Source organism: Stenotrophomonas sp. PvP093, from assembly GCF_017876915.1.
Taxonomy (GTDB): Bacteria; Pseudomonadota; Gammaproteobacteria; order Xanthomonadales; family Xanthomonadaceae; genus Stenotrophomonas; species Stenotrophomonas muris.
The window spans coordinates 278,123-304,549 of the sequence record NZ_JAGIOX010000001.1; the positions used below are offsets into that span (position 1 = coordinate 278,123).

The window sequence follows — 26,427 nt, forward strand, 5'->3', positions numbered from 1 at the left end:
TTCATCCCGGCAATCGGTTGCCGGCCAGCGGCCGGCACTACCGATGGTTTACCCCAACCGCCACAGCAGCAGGCGGTTGTTGGCCGGCATCGCCACATCCCCCAGGCGGGTGAATCCGTGGTCGGCGGCCAGCGCCTGCACCGCTTCGCTATCGCGGATGCCGCTGCGCGGGTCGCGCGCCTTCAGCCAGGCATCGAACTGCGCGTTGCTGTCGCTGCTGTAGCGGCCGCCGTAGTTGAACGGGCCGTACGCCGCCAGCAGCGCGCCGCGACGCAGCACCGATGGCAGCGCGGCGAACAATGCCTGCACGTGCGCCCAACTCATGATGTGCAGCGTGTTGGCGCTGAACGCGGCGTCGAACGTGCTGCCCTGTGGCAGGCTGAGCCCAGGCGCCGGTGGCAGTTCCACCTGCAGCGCCACCGGCGGCAGCAGGTTCAGAAGCGCCGCTTCCGCGCGCCAGGCCTCGATGCCGGGCAGATGGTCCGGATGGTCGCTGGGCTGCCAGCGCAGCCAGGGCCACCGCTCGGCGAAGAAGGCCGCGTGCTGGCCGGTGCCGCTGCCGATTTCCAGCACCCGATGGCGGTCGCCCATCCACGGGTCGAGTGCGGCGGCGATCGGTTCGCGGTTGCGCTCGCAGGCTTCTGAATGCGGCTTGCTCGACATCAGGACGGTGTCCAGGCGGGGTCGGCCCATTGTGCACGAGGGGGGTGTTCCGAGCAGGGCTGCGCCCTGCACCTGCTTCAAGCCACAGCAACGGCAACGGCAACAGCCAAAGCAACAGCAACAGCGGGCTTCCTGAGGGATGGCGGGGTGGATCCGGTGGCAGGGGACGCCGTAAATCCGTCCATGGAGGCTCGGTCGCGCCATCCATGGCGCTCACGCCCCTGCCACCGGACCCACCCCGCCTTCGACAGTTTCCTGCGGTCTGTTGGAACGGCTCTTGGGGTCAGATCCGTTTTCCGCAGGAAAACGGATCTGACCCCGAATTTCATTCGATATCTGACAGATGTGTCGACCAAGGTCGACACCTACCAGCAGCGCACGGAATCTGTCAGAGGCGGGGCGGTGTGGGTGGGCAGGACCGTTGGCGCCATGGATGACGCCATCGAGCCCCCATGGGTGAGGGCGCTTTGCTTGCGAAGCACTGCTTCGCAAGCGCCCGAACGCACAGCCGCCAGCGGCTGGGCCGGACCCCGGAGGGGGGTTAACGGCGTGTCCTGCCCACCCACACCGCCCCGCCATCCCTCAGCAAGCCCGCTGTTGCTGTGGCTGTTGCTCCGGCTCTGAGCAGGTGCAGGGCTGCAAGCCCTGCCGAAACACCCCCAACCATGACTGCAGTCACTTGCCCGGATGCCCCGCGCTGGCGAAAGTCGAGTGGTTGACGTGATCGGCTCGGCCCGTTGCCGGCCGCACGCAAGCGAGAGAGAGAAACGCTGTGCAACGACGTGAGTTCCTGGCTTTTTCCGGTCTGGGCCTGGCGGGCCTGCTGCTGCCGCATTACCGTGCCATCGCCGCCGAGCAACTGCTCGCCCCGGTCGACACCCTCCAGCGCAGGCGCCTGGCGGACGTGGCGCTGGCCACCGCACGCACGGCCAAGGCCAGCTACTGCGATGTGCGCATCGGCCGCTACCTCAACCAGTCGGTCATCACCCGCGAGCATCAGGTCGGCAATGTGACCAACCGCGAATCGTCCGGCGTGGGCGTGCGGGTGATCGTCAACGGGGCCTGGGGCTTCGCCGCCACCCACCAGCAGACCGAGGCCGCGGTCCGCGCGGCGGTGGAGCAGGCCGCCGCGATCGCCCGCGCCAACGCCAGCATCCAGACCCGGCCGGTGCAGCTGGCGCCGACGCCGCCGGTCGGGGAGGTGCGCTGGCAGACCCCGGTCCGCAGGAACGCGATGGCGGTGCCGATCCAGGACAAGGTCGAACTGCTGCTGGCCCTCAATGCCGCCGCGCTGGATGCGGGCGCCGACTACATCAATTCCACCCTGTTCCTGGTCAACGAACAGAAGTACTTCGCCTCCAGCGATGGCTCGTTCATCGACCAGGACATCCATCGCATCTGGCTGCCGTTCACCGCCACCGCCATCGACAAGGCCAGCGGCAGGTTCCGCACCCGCGCCGGCCTGTCCTCGCCGATGGGCATGGGCTATGAGTTCCTCGATGGCGATGCGCGCGGCAAGGTGCACCTGCCCGGTGGCATCACCGCCTACCGCGATTCCTACGACCCGGTCGAGGACGCCATTGCGGCCGCCCGCCACGCGCGCGAGAAACTGAAGGCGCCGTCGGTGAAGCCCGGCAAGTACGACCTGGTGCTGGACCCGTCCAACCTGTTCCTGACCATCCACGAGAACGTCGGCCACCCGCTGGAGCTGGACCGCGTGCTCGGCTACGAAGCCAACTACGCCGGCACCAGCTTCGCCACGCTGGACAAGCGCGATGCGGGTTTCCGCTGGGGCAGCGACATCGTCACCTTCTTCGCCGACAAGACCCAGCCGGGCAGCCTCGGTGCGGTCGGCTACGACGACGAGGGCGTCAAGACCCAGCGCTGGGACCTGGTGCGCGACGGCATCCTGGTCGATTACCAGGCCACCCGCGATGAAGCCCATATCCTCGGCCGCGATGCATCGCATGGCTGCAGCTACGCCGATTCCTGGTCCAGCGTGCAGTTCCAGCGCATGGCCAATGTCTCGCTGGCGCCGGGCAAGCAGCCGCTCAGCGTCGAGGACATGATCAAGGACGTGGAGAACGGTATCTACATCCACGGCCGGGGGTCGTACTCGATCGACCAGCAGCGCTACAACGCGCAGTTCGGTGGCCAGCTGTACTACCAGATCAAGGACGGAAAGATCGCCGGCATGGTCGAGGATGCGGCCTACCAGATCCGCACGCCGGAATTCTGGAATGCCTGCACGGCCATCTGCGATGAACGCGATTTCCGCCTGGGCGGTTCGTTCTTCGACGGCAAGGGCCAGCCCGGCCAGGTCTCGGCGGTCTCGCACGGTTCGTCCACCACCCGCTTCAACGGCATCAACATCATCAACACCGCGCGCAGTCTCGGCGCTTGAGCCACCCATCCTTCGACATGGAGAGCAGCCTTGCAAAGACGTGACTTCCTGGCCCTGACCGGGCTTACCGCGGGCGGGCTGATCGTGCCCTCCTTCTTCGGCAAGGTGATCGCCGCCGAGCAGCTGCAGTCCAGCCTCGACCCGGCATTGAAGAAGCGCCTGGCCGACGCGGCGCTGCAGGCGGCGCGCAGCGCCGGTGCCACCTACTGCGACGTGCGCATCGGCCGCTACCTGCGGCAGTTCGTGATCACCCGCGAGGACAAGGTACAGAACGTGGTGAACACCGAGTCCACCGGCGTGGGCATCCGCGTGATCGTCAACGGCGCCTGGGGCTTCGCCGCCACCAACGCACTGGGTACCGCCGACGTGGCCAGGGCCGCGCAGCAGGCGGCGGCCATCGCCAAGGCCAATGCCGGCGTGCAGACCGCACCGGTGCAGCTGGCCAAGGCGCCGGGCGTGGGTGAAGTGAGCTGGCGCACGCCGATCCGCAAGAATGCGATGGAGGTGCCGATCAAGGACAAGGTCGGCCTGCTGCTGGACGTCAACGCTGCCGCAATGGGCGCTGGTGCCAGCTTCGTCAACTCGATGCTGTTCCTGGTCAACGAGCAGAAGTACTTTGCTTCCACCGATGGTTCCTATATCGACCAGGACGTGCACCGCATCTGGGCGCCGATGACGGTCACCGCCATCGACAAGAGCAGCGGCAAGTTCCGCACCCGTTCGGGCCTGTCCTCGCCGATGGGCCTGGGCTACGAGTACCTGGACGGCGCCGCCGCCGGCAAGGTGGTCAGCCCGAATGGCGTGGTCAACTACAGTTCTTCCTACGACATGAAGGAAGACGCCATCGCCGCCGCCCGGCAGGCGCAGGAAAAGCTGAAGGCCCCGTCGGTGAAGCCGGGCAAGTACGATCTGGTGCTCGATCCGTCGCATACCTGGCTGACCATCCACGAGTCGATCGGCCACCCGCTGGAACTGGACCGCGTGCTCGGCTACGAAGCCAACTACGCCGGCACCAGCTTCGCCACCCTGGACAAGCGCGAACAGCATTTCCAGTACGGCAGCGAGCTGGTCAACATCTTCGCCGACAAGACCCAGCCCGGCAGCCTCGGCGCGGTGGCATACGACGATGAAGGCGTGAAGTGCAAGCGCTGGGACCTGATCAGCAACGGCAAGCTGGTGGACTACCAGACCATCCGCGACCAGGCCCACATCCTCGGCAAGACCGAGTCCGACGGCTGCTGCTATGCCGACTCGTGGTCCAGCGTGCAGTTCCAGCGCATGGCCAACGTGTCGATGGCACCGGGCAAGACGCCGCTGAGCGTGCCGGACCTGATCAAGGACGTGGAGAACGGCATCTACATCATCGGTGATGGCTCGTTCTCGATCGACCAGCAGCGCTACAACGCGCAGTTCGGCGGCCAGCTGTTCTACGAGATCAAGAACGGCCAGATCACCCGCATGCTGGAAGACGTGGCTTACCAGATCCGCACGCCGGAGTTCTGGAACGCCTGCACCGCCGTGGCCGACGAACGCGACTACCGCCTGGGCGGTTCGTTCTTCGACGGCAAGGGCCAGCCGGGACAGGTCTCGGCGGTCTCGCACGGCTCGTCCACCGCGCGCTTCAACGGCATCAACGTCATCAACACCGCACGCAGCCTCGGCTGACCGGTCAGGAGCCCTTACACCATGAGTATCTTCACCGAAGCCCAGGCCAAGGCCATCCTCGACAAGGTCATCGCCCTGTCCAAGGCCGACGAGTGCACCGCCGTGCTGGCCGGCGCGATCAGCGGCAACATCCGCTTCGCGCTGAACAATGTCTCCACCAGTGGCATCGTCGACAACACCGAACTGGCAGTCACCGTCGCCTTCGGCAAGCGCGTCGGCACCGCCTCGATCAACGAGTTCGACGATGCCGCGCTGGAACGCGTGGTGCGCCGTGCCGAAGACCTGGCCCGCCTGGCCCCGGAGAACCCGGAGTTCATGCCGGCCATCGGCAAGCAGAGCTACCGCGCCAGCCCCACCTTCAGCGAATCCACTGCTGCCATCGATCCGGCGTTCCGTGCCAAGGTCGCCGCCGATTCGATCGCCCCGTGCCGTGGTCACGGCCTGATCGCCGCCGGCTTCCTCGAGGATGGCCAGGGCTTCCAGGCCACCGCCAACAGCAACGGCAACTTCGCCTACCAGCGCACCACCAACTTCGATTACACCTGCACTGTGCGCACTGAAGATGGCCGCGGCTCTGGCTGGGTCGGCCGCAACCTGAAGGATGCGGCCGACTTCAAGGCCGACCAGGACATCCGCATCGCCATGCGCAAGGCCACCGAGTCGGCCGAAGCCAAGGCGCTGGAACCGGGCAAGTACACGGTGATCCTGGAGCCGGCCGCAGCGGCAGGCCTGATCAGCTTCATGATGAACTTCTTCAGTGCGCGCTCGGCCGATGAAGGCCGCAGCTTCCTGTCGAAGAAGGGTGGTGGCAACAAGCTGGGCGAGCAGGTCTACGACCCGCGCGTGACCATGATCGCCGATCCGTGGCATCCGGACGCACCGGTGCTGCCGTGGGACAACGAAGGCCTGCCGCGCGAGCGCATGGCCATCATCGAGAACGGCAAGATCGCCAACCTGGACTACTCGCGCTTCTGGGCGCAGAAGCAGGGCAAGACCGCCAAGGCCTCGCCGGGCAACCTGCTGATGAGCGGTGGCGACAAAAGCACCGCCGAGCTGGTGCGTGGCACCCAGAAGGGCATCCTGGTCACGCGTACCTGGTACATCCGCATGGTCGATCCGCAGACGGTGCTGCTGACCGGCCTCACCCGCGACGGCACCTTCTACATCGAGAACGGCCAGATCAAGCACCCGGTGAAGAACTTCCGCTTCAACGAGTCGCCGGTGATCATGCTCAACAACATCGAAGAGCTGGGCAAGCCGGTGCGTGTGGCCGGTGATGAGTCCAGCTACGTGATGATGATCCCGCCGATGAAGCTGCGCGATTTCACCTTCACCTCGCTGTCCGACGCCGTCTGATGGATCGCCGGGCCTGCCTGCGCTGGTTGGCCGCTGCCGCTTCGGCGGCGGCGCTGCCGGCCTGGGCAGAGGCAGGCCCGCGCAGTTCGCGCTACGACTTCTGGTTCACCCGCCTGCAGTACGACTCCGGTGACTGGGACGTGGACGCGCGCATGCCGTCCAACCTGATCACCTCGCTGATCGACTACACCTCGCTGCGCGTGGACCCGCAGGAGCACGTGGTGGCACTGGCCGACCCGCGCATGCTGGAAGCGCCGTTCTGCTACCTGGCCGGCCACACGCTGGTGGAGTTCAATGCCGCCGAGCGGCAGAACTTCGTGCGCTATGTGCGCAATGGTGGCTTCGTCTTCGTCGACGACTGCAACCACGATATCGATGGGCTGTTCGCCACCTCGTTCGAGGCACAGATGGGCCGCCTGTTTGGTCCCAGGGCACTGCAGAAGCTGCCCAACAGCCACCCGCTGTACCGCAGCTTCTTCCGTTTCCCCGATGGCCCGCCGGCCACCAGCTTCGAACTCAACGGCTGGGGCGACGACCTGGTGCACGACTACCTGAAGGGCATCGAGATCGATGGCCGCCTGGGGCTGCTCTACAGCAACAAGGACTACGGCTGCGAGTGGGACTACGACTGGCGCAACAAGCGTTTCCTGGCCGAAGACAACACCCGCTTCGGCGTCAACATCGTGATGTACGCGTTGAACAATTGATAGGACCGGCACGCCCATGACTTCCCCCGACCTCGATTCCCTGTTGCCACGCCTGGATGCGCTGCGCGCCGCGCTTGCACGCGCCGTGGTGGGCCAGCACACCGTGGTCGAGCAGCTGCTGATCGGCCTGCTGGCCGGCGGCCACTGCCTGCTGGAAGGCGCGCCCGGGCTCGGCAAAACCCTGCTGGTGCGCTCGCTCGGGCAGGCGCTGGAACTGCAGTTCCGGCGCGTGCAGTTCACCCCCGACCTGATGCCCAGCGACATCCTCGGCACCGAACTGCTGGAGGAAGACCACGGCACCGGCCATCGCCATTTCCGTTTCCAGCAGGGCCCGATCTTCACCCACCTGCTGTTGGCAGACGAACTCAACCGCACCCCGCCCAAGACCCAGGCCGCACTGCTGGAAGCGATGCAGGAACGCACGGTCAGCTACGCCGGCACCACCTACGCACTGCCGGCGCCGTTCTTCGTGCTGGCCACACAGAACCCGATCGAGCAGGCGGGTACTTACCCGCTGCCGGAAGCGCAGCTGGACCGCTTCCTGCTGCACGTGCTGGTGGATTACCCCAGCGAGGACGAGGAGCGGCAGATCCTGGAACAGACCACCGGCGGCGCCAACGACGCGGTGCCGAAGGTGATGGATGCAGAGGCGGTGATCGCGCTGCAGGCCGCCGTACGCCTAGTGCATGTCAGCCCGGATGTGCTGGCCTGGATCACCCGCCTGGTGCGCGCCAGCCGCCCAGGCGAAGGCGCACCCGCCGCGATCAACCAGTGGGTGAAGTGGGGCGCGGGTCCGCGCGCCGGGCAGTCGCTGGTGCTGGCGGCAAAAGCGCGCGCATTGCTGCAGGGCCGCTTTGCCGCCACCCGCGAGGATGTGCAGGCGCTGGCCGCGCCGGTGATGCGCCATCGCCTGCTGCTGTCGTTCGCCGCCGAGGCCGAGCAGAAGCGTGCCGACGACGTGGTCGCCGCCCTGCTGCAGGCTGTGCCGTTCCCGGGTTGAGCCACGCGTGAACGCCGGTACCCCGCTGACCTTGCCACCGGAACTGCGTGCGCGCCTGCGCACGCTCCGCGTGCGGCCACGCCTGGCCAGTGGCGCCAGTGGCATCGGCCAGCACGCCAGCCGCAGCCGCGGTGCCGGCCTCGAATTCGCCAAGTACCGTGCCTACGAACCAGGCGATGAGCTGCGCCAGATCGACTGGAAGCTGTATGCACGCTCGGACCGCTTCTTCGTGCGCGAATCCGAACGCGAAAGCCCGATCACGGTCTGGCTGCTGCTTGATGCCACCGCCTCGGCCGGCCAGGCCGATCGCGCGGCACCGCAGCGCACCCGCCTGGACCACATGCGCGGTGTGGCCGCCTGCGTGGTGGAACTGGCCCTGCAGCAGGGCGACCGTTTCGGCCTGCTGGCGATCAATGGCGATGGACTGCAGTTGGTGCCCGCAGCGAACGGCGCACGCCAGCGTGATCGCGTGCACCTGCAACTGCATGCGCTGCAGGCGCGTGGCGGCTGGCCTGTGGCCGATCGCCTGCGCCCGCTGTGGGAGCGCGTGCGCCCGGGCGACCTGCTGCTGGCGATCGGCGACGGTTTTGACGAGGCCGGCATTGTGCTGCTGGAACAACTGGCCAGCGCACGCCGCGAAGTGGCACTGCTGCAGATCCTAACCGCCGACGAGCGTGACTTTCCCTTCGACGCAGGCCATCGCTTCCGCGATCCGGAGACCGGCGAGGAACTGCTGGGCGATGGCGCGGCGATCCGCACCGACTACCTGCAACGCTTCGCTGACGCACGCAACGCATTGCAGTCGCGCCTGCAGGCCAGCGGCATCGCCAGTGCCACTGGCTGGCTCGACCAACCGCTGGACCAACCACTGCAGGCACTGTTTGGCCGCAGGGGCGGCGCATGACCCTGCTGTTCCCGTTGGGCCTGGCCGCGCTCGCTGCAGGGTTGCTGCCGCTGCTGATCCACCTCGCCCGCCGCCATCCGTACACACCGCTGGATTTCGCCGCGCTGCGCTGGCTGCGTGCACAGATCCGGCCGCGCCAGCGCATCCGCTTCGATGACTGGCCGTTGCTGCTGGTGCGCCTGCTGTTGCTTGCCGCGTTGGCCTTGCTGCTGGCACGACCTGCATTGACCGGGCCTGCGCCAGCCCCCACTGCGTGGACGGTCGTAGCCCCAGGGCTGGACGCGACCGCACTACGCGGCACCGCCGAAGCGGGCAACTGGCATTGGCTGGCGCCCGGCTTCCCGGCCATTGATCAAGTGCCACCCGCGTCCACGGCTTCCCTGCCCAGCCTGCTGCGCGAACTGGACGCACAGCTGCCTGCGGGCACCGCATTGACCGTGCACGTTCCCGATCCCCTGCCCGGCCTGGACGGCGCACGCCTGCAGCTGTCGCGCGAGGTGCAGTGGCGTCCGCAGCCGATACCGGTGAGTGAGCAACCGAGTGCCGCAACGTTGCCGCGCCTGCGCGTGCACAGCGATGCTTCGGCCGCCGTCCAGCACTGGTTGAATGCACTGCAGCGCGCGTGGGGCAGGCAGGCGCCGCTCGCGCCTCTGGTGGCGGATGCGCTGCCCGAACGCGGCGAGATCGGCGTGTGGAGCCGCACTGGCGCACTGCCGGCGAACTGGCAGGCGTGGCTGCAGGACGGCGGACGTGTAGTGACTGCCGGCAAGCCTGCCGCCGAGGCCAGCATCCTGCTGCGCAACACCGAGGGCTCCCCGCTGCTGTGGCAGCAACGCATCGGCCACGGTGTCCTGCTGTCTCTGCCCGGCGACTGGGATGCCTCAGGCAACGCTGCGCTGCGCGATCCACAGTTGCCACGCGCGCTGCTGCTGGCTCTGCAGCCGCCTCCGCTGCCACGCCTCGGCGATGCCCGGGACCAGGCCCCCCGCCAGGCAGCACTGCCTGCGGCAACGCCGCCGCTGCGCAAGCTCACCCCGTGGTTGCTGCTGGCCATCGTGCTGCTGTTCGCGCTGGAACGCTGGATGGCCAGCAGTCATCGACGCAGGGGGCCCGCATGAACACCCTGCAGCTCGCCTGGCAGCACGCGCGCCGCCGCCGTGCGCTCGTCACCCTGCTGCTGGGCCTGCCGTGGGCGCTGGCCGCAACGGTGCTGGCGCTGCGCCTGGCGGGCTTCGATATCGCCTGCGTGATCGGCACCATCGGCCTGCTTGCCTGCGCAGCGCTCGCCACGGCACGCTCCCGCCAGCTAGACCCGCAGTGGTTGCAGCGCCAGCTCGATGGCAGCGGCGCCAGTGAGGACAGTGCCGACCTGCTGTTTGCCGATGCGCTTACCCTCAATCCGCTGCAGCAGCGCCAGCGCGCGCATGTGCTGGCCACGCTGGAACGCGCGATGCCGGAACTGCGTCCGCGCTGGCCGCGTGGAGCATTGGCGCTGTGCTGGATCGCAGGCCTGGCCATCGTTGCGCTGGCATTCGGCTGGCCACGTTCCAGCCCCGGCTCCGCGCCGGTCCGTGCGGCGGCGCCTGGCAGCACGGCTGCCGCGGGCCCACTGCACCTGCAGTCCACCCGCATGCGCATCGACGCGCCGGCCTATACCGGCCAAGCCACGCTCACCCAGAACGCACTGGATGCCAAGGTCGCCGCCGACAGCCGGCTGTCGTGGTCGTTGCGCTTCGATCGCGCACCGGACAAGGCATGGCTGCAGTTCCACGATGGTCGCCGGTTGCCGCTGAACGAACACGATGGCCAGTGGCAGGCACAGGATGTGGCGCGCACGCCGGTGCTGTACCGCGTGGTGAGCGAGCCGGCGTTGGCCGGAACCGACCTGCATCGTCTGGACGTGGTCGCCGACCGCGCGCCCGGCGTACGCGTGCTGGAGCCGGCCGCCAGCCTGGTGCTGGGCACGCCCGGGCAACGCCAGTGGTCGTTGCGCTTCGAGGCCACCGACGACTATGGCGTAGCCGCGCAGGCAACGCTGTCGATCACCACCACCCAGGGCAGCGGTGAGAACATCACCTTCGTGAAACGCAGCGTGACGCTTGCCGGCAGCGGCGAAGCCACCGCGCGGCGTTTCGCCCACACGCTTGATCTGGCTGCGCTGGGCGCGCAACCGGGCAACGATGTCATCGCCCAGCTGGAAGTGCGCGACAACCACGCGCCAACACCGCAGACCGGGCGCAGCAGCAGCGTGATCCTGCGCCTGCCCAGCGCCGAGGTTGCACTCGGTGCCGAACTGGAAGGCCGCATCAAGAAGACCCTGCCGGCCTATTTCCGCAGCCAGCGGCAGATCATCATCGATGCCGAAGCGCTGATCCGGCAGCGACGCAGCCTCGCCGCCGAGGACTTCGTGAAACGCAGCGATGCGATCGGTGTCGACCAGCGCATCCTGCGCCTGCGCTATGGCCAGTTCCTGGGCGAAGAAAGCGAAGGTGCACCGAAGCCACCGCCGACCAGCGACCTGCCCACCAGCGATGCGCCGACCGCAGACAGCCACGACGACGAACACGATCACGACCATGGCGCCGAGGCCGGTGCGCACGACGCGCATGGCCACGACCACGGCGGCAAGGCGTCCAATGCCGATGCGCCACCGGTGTTCGGCAGCGCCACCGATGTGCTGTCGGAGTACGGCCACACCCACGACCATGCCGAGGCCGCGACCCTGCTCGACCCACAGACCCGCGCCACGCTGAAGGCCGCGCTGGACCAGATGTGGTCGGCCGAAGGCGAGCTGCGCCAGGGCCGTCCGGAGCAGGCACTGCCGTTCGCCTACAAGGCACTGGGGTTCATCAAGCAGGTGCAGCAGGCCGAACGCATCTATCTGGCGCGGGTGGGGCCGGAGCTGCCGCCGATCGATGAAGGGCGCCGTCTGGGTGGCGATCGCGCTGGGCTGGCCAGCCGTGAACTGCCGCTGGCCGCACGCACGCCGCCCGACCCGGCCATCGTCGAAGCGTGGCAGCGCCTCGGCGATGACACCAGCGTGCCCGACCTCGACGCACTCGCCAGCTGGCAGCAGCGCAATGCCGCCTACCTGCCCGACGCACTCGATCTGGCTGCCGCCATCGAGCAGCTGCGCATCGAACCCGGTTGCCGCGACTGCCGCCAGCGCCTGCGCGCGCAGCTGTGGCGGGCGCTGCAGCGTCCATTGCCGCAGGCGATGCGGCGCAGTGCCGCCGATGCGATGGGGCAGCGGTACCTTGATGCGCTGGAGGCACAGCCATGAACGCCTCCGCTGTGAACCTGTGGATTGCGCTGGCACTCGCCCTGATCGTGGTCATCGCCAGCGTGCGCCAGCTGCGTGGCAATGCCGCGCGTCGTGGCCGCCAGTGGATCGTGATTGCGCTGCAGCTGATCGCTGCCACGCTGCTGTACTTCTGCCTGGTCCCGCCCACCGGCCAGCAACCCGCGGTCGGCCTGGTCGTGCTGGGAATCGATGCCGACAAGGCCGGCGCGCTGCCGGCCAGCGCAGGCCCACGGCTGCTGTTGCCGGAGGCTGCCGATGTGCCTGGGGGCCAGCGCGTGCCGGACCTGGCCACGGCGCTGCGCCAGCATCCGGCTTCCACGCTGACGCTGGTCGGTGCCGGCCTGGTCGCGCGTGACCGCGACGCGGTACTGCCACGCGACGTGCGCTGGCAGCCGGTAGCTCCGACGCGCGGGTGGATCGCGCTGCAGCCACCCGTCGACACCGCGCCCGGCGCACGCTTCGACGTGCATGCACAGGCGCGCGGCGTCGCCAAGGCCAAGGCGGAACTGCTTGACCCCGCCGACAGCGTGGTCGATCGCGTGGACGTTGCCGAGGACGGTCACGTGCAGCTCAGCGGCATCGCCCGCGCCGAGGGCCGCAGCGTGTTCCAGCTGCGCCTGCTCGATGCCGACGGTCATGTGGTGGACAGCGCGCCGGTACCGCAGCAGACCCTGCCGGCGGCACCGCTGCGCATGCTGGTGCGTGCCAGTGCGCCGGGCCCGGAGCTGAAGTACCTGCGCCGCTGGGCCGCCGATACCGGCATCCGCGTGCAGGTACAGGCCGATACCGGGGCAGGTGTCAGCGTGGGGGATGGCGCGGTCGCGCTGGATGCAGCGTCACTCGCGCGCAGCGATCTGTTGCTGCTGGACGAGCGCAGCCTGACCGCATTGAGTGCCGGCCAGCTGGCTGCCGTGCGGCAGGCGTTGCGCGACGGCCTTGGCGTTCTGTTGCGTAGTGCAGGCGCACCTGCAGCCGGCGCGCGCCAGCGCCTGCAGGATCTGGGCCTGCCGGTGCAGGGCGATGGCAGCAGCCACGCCCTCGAACTTCCCGGCGATGGCGACAGCGCGGTCCTCGCCGCACGACGCGGCCCGCTCGCCGCCGGAACGCTGCCAACCGGCTACGGCGAGGAGGCTGACCGCAGCTCGCACAGTGCGCCCCTGCCCGCGCTGGAAGCACTGGCGCTGCAGGCGCCAGGCAGCAACGCCCTGCTGCGGGATGGGACGGGCAAGGCCGTCGGCGGCTGGCGCGCTGCCGGCAAGGGTCGCATCGGCCTGCTGCCGATCACCGACAGCTGGCGCTGGGTGCTGGCCGGGCGCGATGATCGCCACGGTGAACTCTGGAGCAGCGTAGTCGCCACGCTGGCGCGTGCGCAGGGCAGCGGTGATGCGCTGTGGTCGCCGCAGACGCTCGGCTGGGCGGGCGAACGGCAGGCGCTGTGCGGCGTGCAGGCGCCACTGCAGGTCTTCAACGCGCGCGGAGACAGCGTGCCCCTGATCGTCGACGGCGCAACGTCGACCCTGCGCTGCGCCGGCTGGTGGCCGCGCGAGGCGGGTTGGCAGCGCCTGCAGCACGGCGACACCATGGTCTGGCGCTATGTGTTCGACCCGAAGGCCGCACCTGCACTGCACCAGCAGGCGATGATCGATGCAACCACGCGGGCGCTGGCCGTCAGCGGGCCGACGAACACGGCGATGATGCAGCCCGTGCCGGGCTCGCGCTGGCCCTGGTGGCTGGCGTTCACGGTGTGCGCTTCGCTGCTGTGGTGGCTGGAGCGGCGGCGCTGACCCGGGGTCGGATCCCTTTCGCCCACGAAAGGGCTCTGACCCCCTCCGTCATGCGTCCTTCAGCGTTTCCCCGCGCGCCGGTAAACGCCGTTGAAGCGCACGTTCATGCCACCGCATTCGCTGTTGTCGGCCACGATCAGCACCTCGCCCAGCGAGTGCACGCGCACCCGGCACGTGTCCTCGACGAACTCGACATCAGCACCACGCGGCGTCGCGCGCGCTTCCACCTGGCCCATGTTCGGGCCATACGGGCGCTGTTCCGGCGTGGGGTTGGCAGAAGGCCAGTAGGCGTCGCCATCCACATGCAGTTGTCCAGCCTGCACGGTGATGCGCAGGCCGTTGTCGCCGTCTTTCCAGTGGCCCACCCAGTCCTGCAGCGTTGGCACGGCCACCGGCAACGGCTGCAGCTTGCTGCGGTCCACCCAGCCGGCGCTGCCACCCACCTTGTTCGGGAAGAACGCACAGCGGTAGCGGCCAAGGTCGCGACCGGTCACCACCGTATCGCCGTTGACCACATAGCTGCGCTGGCGGCAGGCCGGTTCGCCCTTGGCGGGGCACCCGTCCATGTCGCCGAGCAGATACAGGCGCGGTGCGTCGACCACCCGCGCCAGCGCGAACCGGCTCTGTTCGGAGGGGAACGCGCCATTGCGGCACGCGCCATCACCGGCGATGCCGGCAGCAAAGGCGGACGCGGGCAGCAATGCAGCCAGCAGGCAGAACGAACGCAGGAACATGGCAGCGCTATCGGTTGAGGAACCGGCAGGATATACCGGCCTACTTCACCGGCGGTGCATCACCGGCATCCTGCTGCTGGGAGAACCGCAGCGCACGCTGCCGCTGTTCGGCACTGAGCTCAGGCGGTGGCCGGGCAATGGCGGACTGGATCTGGTCGGGGCCACCGGTGAGCTTGTTCAGGCCCCGACCCGCCGCCAGCACGCCCTTGACCACGCCCATCATGATGTAGCCGCCGCCCATGCTGACCTGCTCCGGCGATGGCGGTTCGCTCCAGTCGCGGCTGAAGCGGTTGTCACCGAACTTCACCGGATTCTTGAAGCGGTACAGGTCCAGCGGCTCGTCGTCGGGCTTGAGCGCACGCACTTCGCCGAGGGTGGTGACATTGTCCTGCGGCAGGGTGGTGGAAATCGGCGCGGTGGTTGCCGCCGGGGCATCAGCAGGGGGAACGGGTGCAGGATCGGGCACTGCCACCGGCGCGGCCTGCTGCGCCTGCGCGATGCCGGCCAGCAGCATGCCGGCCAGGAGTGCTCCCTGCGTTCCACGTCGTGCCACAGCCATCCGCCCTGTTGGTTGCGTCCAGCGCCCAAGGATACGGATGCCGGCTTCAGATTTCGTTGCTGCACCGGCAGCTGTTCAGCCAAGGGCGATGCGGCGACGCCACGGGACGCGAGCACTGAACGGTTCACGGCCGCCGTGTGCGGTGTCTCACATCCTGAGACGTGAGTGTGGTGCCATGTGACCCCTCGCAATCCGTCCCGGCTCCATCTTCCATGGCTTACGAACTCGCCAAGCGCACCGCCGATGCCGAGCAGAAGCTCGCCACCCGCGATGGCCTGCCCGCCCGCGACGGCGCCCTGCTCAGCGCGCGCCTGCAGCGCCGCTACCAGGACCGCATCACCGGCAGCTTTGCCATTCCCGGCCGCGAAGGCCGCTATGCGCCCATTCCCGATTCAGTTCCGCCTGCCCTGGCCGCCGCGCTGAAGGCGCGTGGCATCGAGCAGCTCTACAGCCACCAGGCCGAGGCCTGGGAGGCGAGCCAGCGCGGCGAGCACGTGGCCATCGTCACCCCCACCGCCAGCGGCAAGTCGCTGTGCTACACCCTGCCGGTGGTCAGCGCTGCGATGCAGGACAAGGCCAAGGCGCTGTACCTGTTCCCGACCAAGGCGCTGGCCCAGGACCAGGTGGCCGAGCTGCTGGAACTCAACCGTGCCGGTGACCTGGGCGTAAAGGCCTTCACCTTCGACGGCGACACCCCCGGCGATGCGCGCCAGGCGATCCGCCTGCACGGCGATATCGTGGTGTCCAACCCGGACATGCTGCACCAGGCGATCCTGCCGCATCACACCAAATGGGCGCAGTTCTTCGAGAACCTGCGCTACATCGTCATCGACGAAGTGCATACCTACCGCGGCGTGTTCGGCAGTCACGTCACCAACGTGCTGCGCCGGCTCAAGCGCATCTGCGCGTTCTACGGCGTGCAACCGCAGTTCATCCTGTGCTCGGCCACCATCGGCAACCCGCAGGCGCATGCCGAGGCGCTGATCGAGGCGCCGGTTACCGCCATCACCGAATCCGGTGCGCCCAGCGGGCCGAAGCAGGTGCTGCTGTGGAACCCGCCGGTAATCAATCCGGACCTCGGCCTACGTGCCTCGGCACGCTCGCAGAGCAACCGCATCGCCCGCATCGCGATCAAATCGGGGCTGAAGACCCTGGTGTTCGCACAAACGCGGTTGATGGTTGAAGTGCTGACCAAGTACCTGAAGGACATCTTCGACCACGACCCGCGCAAGCCGCCGCGCATCCGCGCCTACCGCGGTGGCTACCTGCCCACCGAACGCCGCGAGACCGAGCGTGCGATGCGCGCGGGCAACATCGATGGCATCGTCAGCACCTCGGCGCTGGAACTGGGCGTGGATATCGGCAGCCTGGACGTGGTGATCCTCAATGGCTACCCGGGCAGCGTGGCCGCCACCTGGCAGCGCTTCGGCCGCGCCGGTCGCCGCCAGCAGCCCGCACTCGGGGTGATGGTGGCCAGCTCGCAGCCGCTGGACCAGTACGTGGTGCGCCATCCGGACTTCTTCGCCGAGGCGTCGCCGGAACACGCACGCATCGCGCCCGACCAACCGTTGATCCTGTTCGACCACATCCGCTGCGCGGCCTTCGAGCTGCCGTTCCGGGTCGGCGATGGCTTCGGCCCGATCGATCCGGAAGTGTTCCTGGAAGCGCTGGCCGAAACCGAAGTGATCCACCGCGAAGGCGAACGCTGGGAATGGATCGCCGACAGCTATCCGGCCAATGCGGTCAGCCTGCGTGCGGTGGCCGACGGCAACTTCGTGGTGGTCGACCGCAGCGATGGCCGCCAGCAGATCATCGCCGAGGTCGATTATTCGGCCGCCGCGCTCACCCTGTACGAAGGCGCCATCCACATGGTGCAGTCCACGCCGTACCAGGTGGAGACGCTGGACTGGGACGGCCGCAAGGCCTACGTCACCCGCACGCATGTGGATTACTACACCGACAGCATCGACTTCACCAAGCTCAAGGTGCTGGACCGTTTCGATGGCGGCGTGGCCGGCCGGGGTGATTCACACCATGGCGAAGTGCACGTGGTACGCCGCGTGGCCGGCTACAAGAAGATCCGCTACTACACCCACGAGAACATCGGCTACGGGCCGGTGAACCTGCCCGACCAGGAACTGCACACCACTGCGGTGTGGTGGCAGCTGCCGCAGGCGCTGCTGCTGCGCGCGTTCGCCAGCAAGCAGGATGCGCTGGACGGCTTCCTCGGTGCGGCGTATGCGCTGCACATCGTCGCCACCGTGGCGGTGATGGCCGATGCGCGCGACCTGCAGAAGTCGGTGGGTAACGGCGATGGTTCCTGGTTCGCGATCGCCGACCAGAGCGGCCGTGGCCAGCTGCGTGGCAGCGAGGGAGATCCCGGTGTGGTGGAGCTGCTGCAGGAATTCGTGCCCACCGTGTACCTGTACGACAACTTCCCCGGTGGCGTCGGCCTCAGCGAGCCGTTGTGGCAGCGCCAGGCCGAACTGGTGCAGCGCGCGCGTGAACTGGTGCAGCGCTGCGACTGCAAGGCCGGCTGCCCGGCCTGCGTGGGCCCGGTGCTGGCCGCACAGGAGGAAGATGAGACCTCGCCGCGCGCGCTGGCGCTGCGCGTGCTGGACCTGTTCGATGCAGAGGCCTGCCATCACGTGCGCGACGTGGTGGTGACCACGCGCGAGCCGATGGAGCTGATGGCACCGTGAGCCTGAGCCTGGACAAGCTGCGCCTGCTGCGCAGGCAGGCCGGCGACCCGAAGGCGAGCACACCGGCCGCGCCGGACGTGCCCCCTGCGCCACTGCCACCCGTGGCCGCCAACGATGCGCGGCAACCACCGGCCGAGCGTTCGGTGTTCGCCTGGGTCGAACAGGAAATCCGCCACAAGCCGACCGGCGCTGCAGCCCCCGCACCGGCATCCGCACCGCTGCGGCGGCCGGAAGTGGGCAGCCTGCATCGCCTGCTCGGCCTGCGTTCGCGCGGTGGAGCCGCGCCGGCACGCGCCAGTGCACAGGATCGCCAGCTGCCCGGCGAGGAGATCACGCCGGGCCTGTTCCTGATCGAGTCGCTGCAGCCGCAACCGATCCCGATCGCCCCGCTGTCATTGGCCTTCGCCAAGCGCGAAGGCCAGCACGTGGCCGCGCGCGACCTGCTGTTCTTCGATACCGAAACCACCGGCCTGGCCGGCGGTACCGGCACCCGCGCCTTCATGATCGGTGCCGCCGACTGGCACGCCTGCCCGCAGCGCGGCGAAGGCCTGCGCATCCGCCAACTGCTGATGTCGACGATGGCCGCCGAGGACGCGATGCTCGCCACCTTCGCCAGCTGGCTGCAGCCGTCCACCGTGTTCTGCAGCTACAACGGCCGCAGCTACGATGCGCCCCTGCTGAAGGCGCGTTATCGGCTGGCCCGCCAGCGTTGCCCGATCACCGCACTGGATCACGTCGACCTGCTCTATCCGACCCGCCGCCGCTATCGCGGCACGTGGGAGAACTGCAAGCTGTCCACCATCGAACGCCAGCTGCTGCGCGTGGTGCGCGAGGACGACCTGCCGGGCTCGGAGGCGCCGGGCGCATGGCTGCGCTTCCTGCGTGGCGGCGACGCCGTGAATCTGCGCCGGGTCGCTGACCACAACCACCAGGACGTAGTGACCCTGGCCCTGCTGCTGCAACGGCTGGTACGCGAGGAGCAACGCGAGCGCGAGACGCTGGCACTGGTCGGGCCGTAGGCGTTGACGCGGCCTGACGGTGGCAGCGGTGACACTGCCGCCACCATCCATGCCTGGAGCCCGACGATGCGCCTCAATCCCCTGGCCCTGCTCGCCATCCTGCCCTTGGCCGCCTGCAGTCATGCCGGCAGCAGCACCACCCATGATCCCGCACCGGCGCCCGTGGCCGAAACCGCGCACGAATGCAGGCCGGAAGCGCTGGACGCCTTCACCGGCAAGACTGCCGACGAAGCCACGATCAAGAAGCTGGTGGCCGACAGCGGCGCGCGCGGTGCTCGGGTGGTCAAGCCGGGCATGGCAGTGACCATGGACTTTCGCCAGGACCGGGTGACCGTGCAGGTGGACGCGCAGAACCGGATAGAGCGCGCCAGCTGCGGTTGATCGACCCAAGGTAGTGCCGGCTACTGGCCGGCACCCCACATCGCCGGCCAGCGGCCGGCACTACCGATCAGAGTTGCTCGGCCTTGCCGCTGGCCAGTGCGCGCGCGATCACCTGCTGTGCCTGCTGCGATGCCTGCGCATGCACGCGTGCCTGGCGCTCGCCCAGCGCGGCCTGCTTGCTGCCCAGTGCCGCCTGGCGGCTGGCCAGTTCAGACTGCTGGCTGGCCAGACGCTGCATGTCACGGGTGCGGCCGGACTGCGCGGCCTCGCTGCGGGCGTCCTGCATCGCACGACGTGCCTCGGCGGCGGCCTCGCGGGCGGCCTCACGCGCAACGGCCACGTCGCTGGTTGCACCGCGCGCAGCCTTCGCCGCTTCCGCAGCCGCCTCACGGTTGATGTCGTGGGCGGCCATCGCGCTGCGCGCTACCTCGGCGGCGGCCAGTGCGATGCGGCGTGACTCCTCGCCCTGCAGACGCCCCATCTCACCCATCTGCTTGCCGAGTTCGCCCTGCTGGCGACCCAACGCGCTCTGCTGGCGGCCCAGTTCGCTCTGCTGGCGCCCCAGGTCTGCGGCGCCGCTGTAGGCACGCTGCAGGGATTGGATCAGCATCGGGTCGCGCACCACATAGCGCTTGTCGCCCTGGCGGAACCACAGCGCCGGGCCCTTGCCGAGCTGCCTGCGGGCCACCGTAACGTCGTCGATGCCACCGTTGGCGAAGGTCGAATCACCATCGACCAGCACGTAGGCCTCCCGCGGCGACTTGCCCAGATCAAGGCGACCGTAAGTGGTGATGGACGTGGTGGTGGACGTCGTGTCGTCATGGTCCTCATCCCTGCCAGCGGCATCGTCGACGTAGGCCACGTCGGCATCGTCAGGACCGGACGGTTCTTCGACATCGGCCGGTTCGGCGGGGGGTGCCGGCTCCACAGGCACGGCTGGCACTTGCGCGGACGACGGGGGTGCAGGCGGAGCCTTCGGCGGCGCGGGCACCACGGCGGTCGGTGCCGCAGGAGGCGCGGGCGGCGCCGGCGGCACTGGCGCTGCGACCAGCCGCATCGGTGCCACGCCCACCACCACCACGATGGCCGTCAGGGCCACCGCCAACAGGCGCGGGCGGGACCGGCGCGACTGCAGCGAGAGCAGGCGACGCTTGAGGCTGGCGGTGCTCGGTGCGGCACTGGCCACACCCAGGTGCGGCTGCGGGGCCACGCCCAGCTGCAGCAGCAGGCGGCCATAGGCCTGGCGGCTCGCGCCATGCTGGCCGACCACCGCCGCATCCACCGCTTCCTCCCGGGCCTGGGCGTATTCGCGCACCGACAGGCGCAGCAGCGGATGGAAGAAGAACAGGTGCTGCGCCAGTGCGGGCAGCAGGCCCCACTGCAGGTCGCGACGCTGCAGATGCTGCAGTTCGTGGGTCAGTGACAGGTCCAGCGCATCGCCCTGCAGGGCATTGTCGCCGGCCGGCAGCAGCAGCACCGGGCGGAACGGCCCGACCAGCTGCGGCGAGTCCACCTGCGTGCTCATCCACAGCCGCGGTGCAGGGCGCACGCCGTGTGCGTCGGAAGCCAGCTGCAGGGCCTGCACCAGCGCCTCGTCCTCGCAGGGATAGGCGGCGGCCAGCAGCGCCCGGCAGCGGCGCCACTCACCGAAAGTGCGCAGGGCCATCAGCAGCACGCCCGATGCCCATAGCGCAGCCAACGCGACGGCCCACCACGCCACTGCCGGCACGTCCGGTGCAGTCATCGGCATTGTCGCCAGCAGCTGCGCCGAGGCTTCCGGCGCCAGTGGGTAGACCAGATCAGCGGCAACGTCAGTGGCGGTCATCGCCACCGCCTGCGGTGCCGGCAGCCAGGCCAACTGCAACGGCTGGCTCCAGAACAGGCCGAGCACGGCCTGCAGCGAGACCAGCCACCACAGGCGGCAGCGGGTAGCCGCCGACAGTGTCGGCAGCGCGCGGCACAGCACGTAGACCAGCGCCACCAGCAGCACGGTCTGCAGGCTGGTCCAGCCCAGCCGTTCCAGCATCGGGATCAGCATCGTGGTGTCCATGGCTCAGCCCTCGTGGCGACGCGATTGGAGTTGGGCGACCAGCGCTTCCAACTCGGCCAGCTCGTTGTCGCTGACCTGCTGGCGCTGCGACAGGTAGGCCACAAATGGCGACACCGAGCCCTGGAGGGTGTTGTCGATGAACTGGGCCACGGCCCCCTGCAGCACGCTTTCCGGGCCACGGGTGGCCTGGTAGCGGTAGACGCCGTCCTGCTGCTGGCGCTGAAGATACCCCTTGGCCCGCAGCCGCTCCATCATCGTCAGCACGGTGGAACGGGCCAGGCCACGGGCCTCGCCGTAGCCACTGGCGACCTCACCGACCGTGGCCGGCGCATGTTCATCGATGTACTGCAGCAGGGCCAGTTCCTGGTCCCCGATGGTCTTGCCACGCATGACACCACTCCCTTGACTACACGTGTCGTCACTGTCAGCTTGACGACAACTGTAGTCAACCCCCCGGAAGTCATGGGCCGACGAACGGTAGGGGCGCCGAGCGCTTAAACCTTTGGCGCGCCGGCTGCATCCGATCCGGACGCCCTGCAGGAATTCCGCATGTTCCGCCCAACGCTTCGAGTCGTACTCATGCTCATCAGTGCCCTGCCCTTCACCGCCATCTCTGCCAGCCAGGACCAGGCCAACGACCAGACCCGCCGCCTGATCCGCCAGATCATGCTGGAGCAGCGCATCCCCGGGTTGCAGGTCGCGGTGGTCAAGCAAGGGCAGATCGTGCTGTCCGAAGCCTATGGCCTGGCCAATGTCGAGAATGGTGTGCTTGCCTCGCGCGACACCCGCTTCCCGCTCAACTCGGCCACCAAGGCCTTCACCGGCGTGGCCGCCGCGCAGCTGGCGCAGGAGGGGCGATTGGATCTGGACGCGCCGGCCTCGCGCTACCTGGATGATCTTCCACCAGCGTGGAGAGACGTACGCGTACACCAGCTGCTGGCGCACACCTCCGGCCTTCCGGACATCCTTGATGCGAACGGGCTGTTGGGCGCTGGCTCAGAAGCGCAGGCGTGGGCGGCCGTCACTGCGCAGCCGGTCGAAGCCGAACCCGGGCAGCGCTTCGCCTACAACCAGACCAACTACGTACTGCTGGCACGAATCATCGCGAAGCAATCCGGCATGCCCTACGAACGTTTCCTCGCCACCGGCCAGTTCAGCAGCGCGCGCATGGCCCGCACCACCTTCGGCGACAGCTACGACCTGATTCCGGATGCGGCGACGATGTACAGCCTGGCCCCACGTGCCACCGACGCTGCGGATGCACCGTCCCGCCTGTCGCACTGGTTCTACGACATACCGCCTTCGCTGTGGGCAGGTGGCGGCATCCTCACCACCGCCGACGACACCGCGCGCTGGCTGGTCGCGCTGACCGAAGGCCGCCTGCTACCGGAGACGGCCCTGCGGCGGATGTGGAGCGCGGAGCGCCTGGTCGATGGCCGTGCCGGCCCATGGGCGGGTGGCTGGCCGGTGCTGCGCGCATCGCCCGACCTTCAGGTGGCCGGTATCGGCGGTGCGCGCTCGGCCTTCGTGGTCTATCCCGAGCGCGGCGTGGCGGTCGTGGTGCTGACCAATCTTGTCGGTGCCAATCCGCAGCAGTTCGTTCCGCGCATTGCCGACTTCTATGTGCGCGATGCCTCAACGCCCCGTCACGAACGGGTCGGCCTTGCACGGCAGCAACGGGCTGTCATCGCAGGGCCATAGCGCGGCGGGAACGGCCCTGGCCACTTCGAAGTGATCCTGGTTCCAGTGCAGGAAACCGCCGTGGATGGCATTGCCATGGTCGAAGCTGCGTGCATCGGCGGCCAGTGGCTGTTCGGGGTCGGCTTCGGCCACCCAGCGCAGCACTGGCACTTTGTCCAGCACGCCGATGAAGGCGAACAGATCGCCCGCGCCCTTTTCCTGGTAGGCCGTCATGGTCGCCGCATCGGGCAATCCGGCCTGCGCCAGGATGGATGCGGTGACATCCTGCAGCGGTGCGGCTCCCTGTGCGATGTAGGCGCGCATGCCCGTGGTGGTTGCCGGGCAGCCCTGCAGCTGCACCAGATAGCCGGTGGTACCGCCACTGCCGGAGAACGACCGCATCCAATAGCGGAAACGCGGCCCGCTGCGATCAGTAACCATCAAATCCTGCTGGCCATCCTGCGCGGGAATGGAGAGCACCTGCACCTTGCTGGCGCTCTCCACGTTGCACTTCAACTGCGCCAGCACCTGCCTGGCAGGTTCGGGCAGCGTAGCGTAGCGGCCGCCGGGATGGCCGCTGCCGGAAGCCTTCGGCAATGCAGGCAGTCCGCGATCCGTGGGAAGGGTCTGCGCAGGCAGGGCCTCCGGTTTCGCGGCCGAGCTGGCAGTGGGCGCCACCGGCGCGACGCGCTCTCCAGCGGGCGCGCAGGCACTGCAGGCCAGCAGCAGCATCAATGGAACGCTCGGCGTCAACTGCGATCGGATCATCGATCAACGCCCTCCGATCGCCGGCGCGTCCTGCTGCTGTGCCGGCGCGGGCGCAGGTGCAGCCTGTTCGCGCGATTGCTGCTGCAGCTGGCGCAGGCTGGATTCCACCGCGGTCTCGCGCACCTCGGCCGCATTGACCCCTGCGCGCAGCGCCGCAGGATCGCCCGGGCTGCCCTGCACCAGGAACAGTGTCTCGCCAGCCGCACGGCCGGCGCTGGGATTGCTGGCCACGATCTGGTCGACCCGGGTGATGCCCGCGGCCTTCGCTTCGCGCAGCATCACCAGGCTGTAGTCCTCGGCATGCTCGGCGTAGCGTCCGCCCAGGGCCTGCAGGCGCGTACTGATCTGCTGCTGCAGGGCATGATCGCGATGCTGCGGCTGACGGGGGTCATCGTTGGCCGCGAGCGGCACGTCCTGCCCCAATTCGCGCGTCTGGCCGGGTGCAACCGAGGTCAGCACGTACTGCCAGCGGTTCTGCCCAGGCGTGCCGCGCACCGTCGACACGAAGTCGTCATACTCGCCGCCACCGATGGTCTGGCAACCGGCCGAATCGGTGTTGGAACGGCTGCCACGATGGATCTTGAAGGTGTCGTTGAGGTCCTGTACGCCCTGGGTATCACGCGCATCGAACCAGCCATCGCCATTGCTGTCGCGCTCCACCCGTCCGGCGCCCGCAGTGATCGCGTCCTGCGAAGGACGCAGTGCGAACTCATCGGGATGGCCATTGCGCGGATGGGTGGTGGCGCGCATCTCGATGGTGCCCTCGCCCAGGCGCCCCAGATCCTTGACCCGGTCGCCGTTGACGTCCTCACCCTCGGTCTTGGTACGCGGCGCCACATTGCCAAAGCCCGGGCTGCGCGGCGCGGTCTTGGCATGTCCGTCGTACTGGGCGGTCGGCTCGGTCGTGGCCTGGTTGAACTCGCGCACGTGGCCGCGGCCCTGCGCATCCTTCCACAGCACCACGATGCGGTCATCGTAGACCCCACGTCCGCGCGCCTCGGTGGTGCGGTTCTCATCGCGCAACCCCAGCACCGCGCGGTCCTGGGTTGCCATTGCATCGTTCGCTGCGATGTTGCCGCGCTGGGCCACGATGCTGCCATAAACGTCGTACTGCTGGGCCTGGCTCAATCCCGCTGTCTCGGCAGCATCGGGCATCCGCGGCGGGCGCGTCGCCTCGCCCAAGCGATCCAGCATCGGATTCACCGTAGCTGCATCCGCTGCGGCCACGCCCCCGTTCCGGCGCAAGCCCTCAAGCTCGGCGGCCGCACGCGCCGAGATATAGCGATCCAGCGATTCCTGCACCACTGCGCTCTGGCCGTCGTGCAGGGCCTGGAGGCGGGTGGCGGCAGCACGCGCATCGTTCCGCCGCAGCAGGGCGACGACCTCGTTGGCTGCGGCATTGATATCCATTTCGGGCATGGTCGGTCCTTGAACATGGTCGGTACAGGATCAGCCTACCCCAATCGCACGGTGGGGCCTTTGACAGGCCGCACACCTTTGCTGCCCCGCCGGATCCAGGCGGGAACCGACACGACTCAGCCGCGCGGCCCACCCATCACCGGCAGGATCGCCCCGCTGATGTAGCTTGCACAGACCGGCGAGGCCAGGAACACATACGCCGGTGACAGCTCTTCAGGCTGTGCAGGCCGGCCCATGTCGCTGTCCTTTCCGAACTCGGCGACATCCCCGGCCTGCTTGTCGGCCGGGTTCAGCGGCGTCCATACCGGCCCCGGCGCCACGCAGTTGACCCGGATGCCGCGCGGCAGCAGTTGGCTGGCCAGGGCCTTGGTGAACGCATGGATCGCGCCCTTGGTGGCCGAGTAGTCGATCAGCGCCTTGCTGCCGAAGAGTCCGGTTTCCGAGCCGGTGTTGATGATGCTGGCGCCCTCGCCCAGATGCGGCAGTACCGCACGCGCCATCTGGATGTAGCCGCCGATGTTGGTCTGCAGCGTCTCCTGCAGGTGCGCGTCTTCCAGATCCTCCAGCCGCTCGCAGTGCAGCTGGAACGCGGCGTTGTTGACCAGGATGTCGATGCCACCGAAGGCCTTGGCCACCTGCTTGACCGCCTTGTTGCAGAAGCGCGGGTCGCGCACGTCACCGGCGATCACCACACAGCGGCCACCTTCGCGCTCCACGTGCTGGCGGGTGATGTCGGCATCTTCGGCCTCGTCCAGGTGCAGGACCGCCACATCGGCGCCTTCGCGTGCGAACAGCACGGCCACAGCACGGCCGATGCCGGAATCACCGCCAGTGACGATCGCGCGCATGCCCTGCAGCTTGCCGCTGCCGGTGTAGTCCGGCGCGAGGAAGCGCGGTGCCAGCTCCAGTTCGTGTTCGCGCCCCGGCTTTGCCAGCTGCTGGGCCGGCATGGCCTCCGGCTGGCGGCGTGCGCCGGCTTGGGTCGCGGTCTTTTTCGTGGCCTTCTTGGCCGCGCGGGCATCCTTGGCCTTTTCCTGGTCCTGCAGGCGCCGCTGCCGGGCGGCAACGCGGGCGGCGCGGGGATCACCAGCCGCCGCCTTGCGGGTTGCGGTCTTCACCACCCGCGGGCGAGCGGGGTCGGCAGCGGTCTGGGTCGCGGTGCTGCCCTTGCGCACCTTGGGTGAGGCTTTGCGGCGGGCGGGGGTCTTTCGGGTGGTGGCCATGCAGGTCTCCTCGGGGGGGGAATGGGATCGCCGGCCAGCGGCCGGCACTACCGGGCGCGTGCGCCGCAGTACCGGGGGCGGCATCCGCCGCGACTGCAGTGTCTC

21 protein-coding genes are annotated in these 26,427 nt (G+C 68.6%); 13 read left to right on the forward strand and 8 right to left on the reverse strand.

Translation table 11 applies throughout. The features are described 5' to 3' along the window. Positions 1-48 precede the first annotated feature (48 nt). The gene (locus J3A72_RS01310) at positions 49-663 is read right to left on the reverse strand and encodes a DUF938 domain-containing protein (RefSeq protein ID WP_032961616.1); all 615 of its coding nucleotides are present in this window, start codon (positions 661-663) and stop codon (positions 49-51) included. Between the two features lie 772 nt (positions 664-1,435). Here J3A72_RS01310 and J3A72_RS01315 point away from each other — a divergent pair. From J3A72_RS01315 to J3A72_RS01355, 9 genes are read left to right on the forward strand one after another with little or no spacing between them, the layout of a single operon-like run. After that, positions 1,436-3,067 (forward strand): TldD/PmbA family protein, encoded by a 1,632-nt coding sequence (locus tag J3A72_RS01315; RefSeq protein WP_075075906.1) that lies wholly within the window; start codon positions 1,436-1,438, stop codon positions 3,065-3,067. Positions 3,068-3,097: 30 nt separating this feature from the next. Then, the gene (locus J3A72_RS01320) at positions 3,098-4,732 is read left to right on the forward strand and encodes a TldD/PmbA family protein (RefSeq protein WP_014645477.1); all 1,635 of its coding nucleotides are present in this window, start codon (positions 3,098-3,100) and stop codon (positions 4,730-4,732) included. 21 nt (positions 4,733-4,753) lie between these two features. Next, entirely contained in the window at positions 4,754-6,088 is a 1,335-nt protein-coding gene (locus J3A72_RS01325; protein ID WP_014645476.1) for a TldD/PmbA family protein, read from the forward strand. Next, positions 6,088-6,795 carry a DUF4159 domain-containing protein gene (locus J3A72_RS01330; RefSeq protein WP_075075907.1) on the forward strand — a complete coding sequence of 236 codons (708 nt, stop codon included), beginning with the start codon at positions 6,088-6,090 and terminating at the stop codon, positions 6,793-6,795. The genes J3A72_RS01325 and J3A72_RS01330 overlap by 1 nt, the downstream gene beginning before the upstream one ends. Positions 6,796-6,811: 16 nt before the next feature. Beyond that, positions 6,812-7,795, forward strand: a complete 984-nt coding sequence (locus J3A72_RS01335; RefSeq protein WP_075075908.1) for a MoxR family ATPase — start codon at positions 6,812-6,814, stop codon at positions 7,793-7,795. A gap of 7 nt (positions 7,796-7,802) precedes the next feature. Beyond that, the gene (locus J3A72_RS01340) at positions 7,803-8,699 is read left to right on the forward strand and encodes a DUF58 domain-containing protein (protein WP_209571762.1); all 897 of its coding nucleotides are present in this window, start codon (positions 7,803-7,805) and stop codon (positions 8,697-8,699) included. Then, positions 8,696-9,817, forward strand: coding sequence for a BatA domain-containing protein (locus J3A72_RS01345; protein WP_075075909.1), 1,122 nt, complete (start codon positions 8,696-8,698; stop codon positions 9,815-9,817). The genes J3A72_RS01340 and J3A72_RS01345 overlap by 4 nt, the downstream gene beginning before the upstream one ends. Then, positions 9,814-11,982: a hypothetical protein gene (locus J3A72_RS01350; RefSeq protein ID WP_075075910.1), complete on the forward strand. Its 2,169-nt coding sequence runs from the start codon at positions 9,814-9,816 to the stop codon at positions 11,980-11,982. Before J3A72_RS01345 ends, J3A72_RS01350 begins: the two co-directional genes overlap by 4 nt. Beyond that, positions 11,979-13,787 carry a hypothetical protein gene (locus tag J3A72_RS01355; RefSeq protein WP_075075911.1) on the forward strand — a complete coding sequence of 603 codons (1,809 nt, stop codon included), beginning with the start codon at positions 11,979-11,981 and terminating at the stop codon, positions 13,785-13,787. Before J3A72_RS01350 ends, J3A72_RS01355 begins: the two co-directional genes overlap by 4 nt. A gap of 59 nt (positions 13,788-13,846) precedes the next feature. Here the strand turns inward: J3A72_RS01355 and J3A72_RS01360 are convergent, their stop codons facing one another. Continuing rightward, positions 13,847-14,521 (reverse strand): hypothetical protein, encoded by a 675-nt coding sequence (locus J3A72_RS01360; protein WP_075075912.1) that lies wholly within the window; start codon positions 14,519-14,521, stop codon positions 13,847-13,849. Positions 14,522-14,561: 40 nt separating this feature from the next. After that, positions 14,562-15,080: a hypothetical protein gene (locus tag J3A72_RS01365; protein WP_075075913.1), complete on the reverse strand. Its 519-nt coding sequence runs from the start codon at positions 15,078-15,080 to the stop codon at positions 14,562-14,564. A gap of 212 nt (positions 15,081-15,292) precedes the next feature. On the opposite strand from J3A72_RS01365, the gene J3A72_RS01370 reads away from it, so the two are divergent. The 3 genes from J3A72_RS01370 (at position 15,293) to J3A72_RS01380 (ending at position 19,182) form a co-directional block, all read left to right on the forward strand. Then, positions 15,293-17,782: a DEAD/DEAH box helicase gene (locus tag J3A72_RS01370; RefSeq protein ID WP_057499997.1), complete on the forward strand. Its 2,490-nt coding sequence runs from the start codon at positions 15,293-15,295 to the stop codon at positions 17,780-17,782. Further along, complete coding sequence (locus J3A72_RS01375; protein ID WP_075075914.1) at positions 17,779-18,801, forward strand: ribonuclease H-like domain-containing protein; 1,023 nt, start codon at positions 17,779-17,781, stop codon at positions 18,799-18,801. The genes J3A72_RS01370 and J3A72_RS01375 overlap by 4 nt, the downstream gene beginning before the upstream one ends. 66 nt (positions 18,802-18,867) lie before the next feature. Next, positions 18,868-19,182: an I78 family peptidase inhibitor gene (locus tag J3A72_RS01380; RefSeq protein ID WP_057499995.1), complete on the forward strand. Its 315-nt coding sequence runs from the start codon at positions 18,868-18,870 to the stop codon at positions 19,180-19,182. A gap of 67 nt (positions 19,183-19,249) precedes the next feature. On the opposite strand, the gene J3A72_RS01385 is transcribed toward J3A72_RS01380, so the two are convergent. Beyond that, entirely contained in the window at positions 19,250-21,232 is a 1,983-nt protein-coding gene (locus tag J3A72_RS01385; protein ID WP_075075915.1) for a M56 family metallopeptidase, read from the reverse strand. Positions 21,233-21,235: 3 nt separating this feature from the next. Continuing rightward, a complete protein-coding gene (locus J3A72_RS01390; protein WP_049448297.1) occupies positions 21,236-21,622 on the reverse strand; it encodes a BlaI/MecI/CopY family transcriptional regulator in 387 nt (128 codons plus the stop codon). A gap of 189 nt (positions 21,623-21,811) precedes the next feature. Here J3A72_RS01390 and J3A72_RS01395 point away from each other — a divergent pair, with 189 nt between their 5' ends. Then, positions 21,812-22,933, forward strand: coding sequence for a serine hydrolase domain-containing protein (locus J3A72_RS01395; protein WP_075075916.1), 1,122 nt, complete (start codon positions 21,812-21,814; stop codon positions 22,931-22,933). On the opposite strand, the gene J3A72_RS01400 is transcribed toward J3A72_RS01395, so the two are convergent. The 3 genes from J3A72_RS01400 to J3A72_RS01410 form a co-directional block, all read right to left on the reverse strand. After that, positions 22,868-23,680, reverse strand: coding sequence for a hypothetical protein (locus tag J3A72_RS01400; RefSeq protein ID WP_075075917.1), 813 nt, complete (start codon positions 23,678-23,680; stop codon positions 22,868-22,870). The genes J3A72_RS01395 and J3A72_RS01400 overlap by 66 nt on opposite strands. 3 nt (positions 23,681-23,683) lie before the next feature. Continuing rightward, positions 23,684-25,099 carry an XVIPCD domain-containing protein gene (locus J3A72_RS01405; protein WP_075075918.1) on the reverse strand — a complete coding sequence of 472 codons (1,416 nt, stop codon included), beginning with the start codon at positions 25,097-25,099 and terminating at the stop codon, positions 23,684-23,686. A 116-nt stretch (positions 25,100-25,215) separates the two neighbouring features. Continuing rightward, positions 25,216-26,322, reverse strand: a complete 1,107-nt coding sequence (locus tag J3A72_RS01410; protein WP_075075919.1) for an SDR family oxidoreductase — start codon at positions 26,320-26,322, stop codon at positions 25,216-25,218. Positions 26,323-26,427 lie beyond the last annotated feature (105 nt).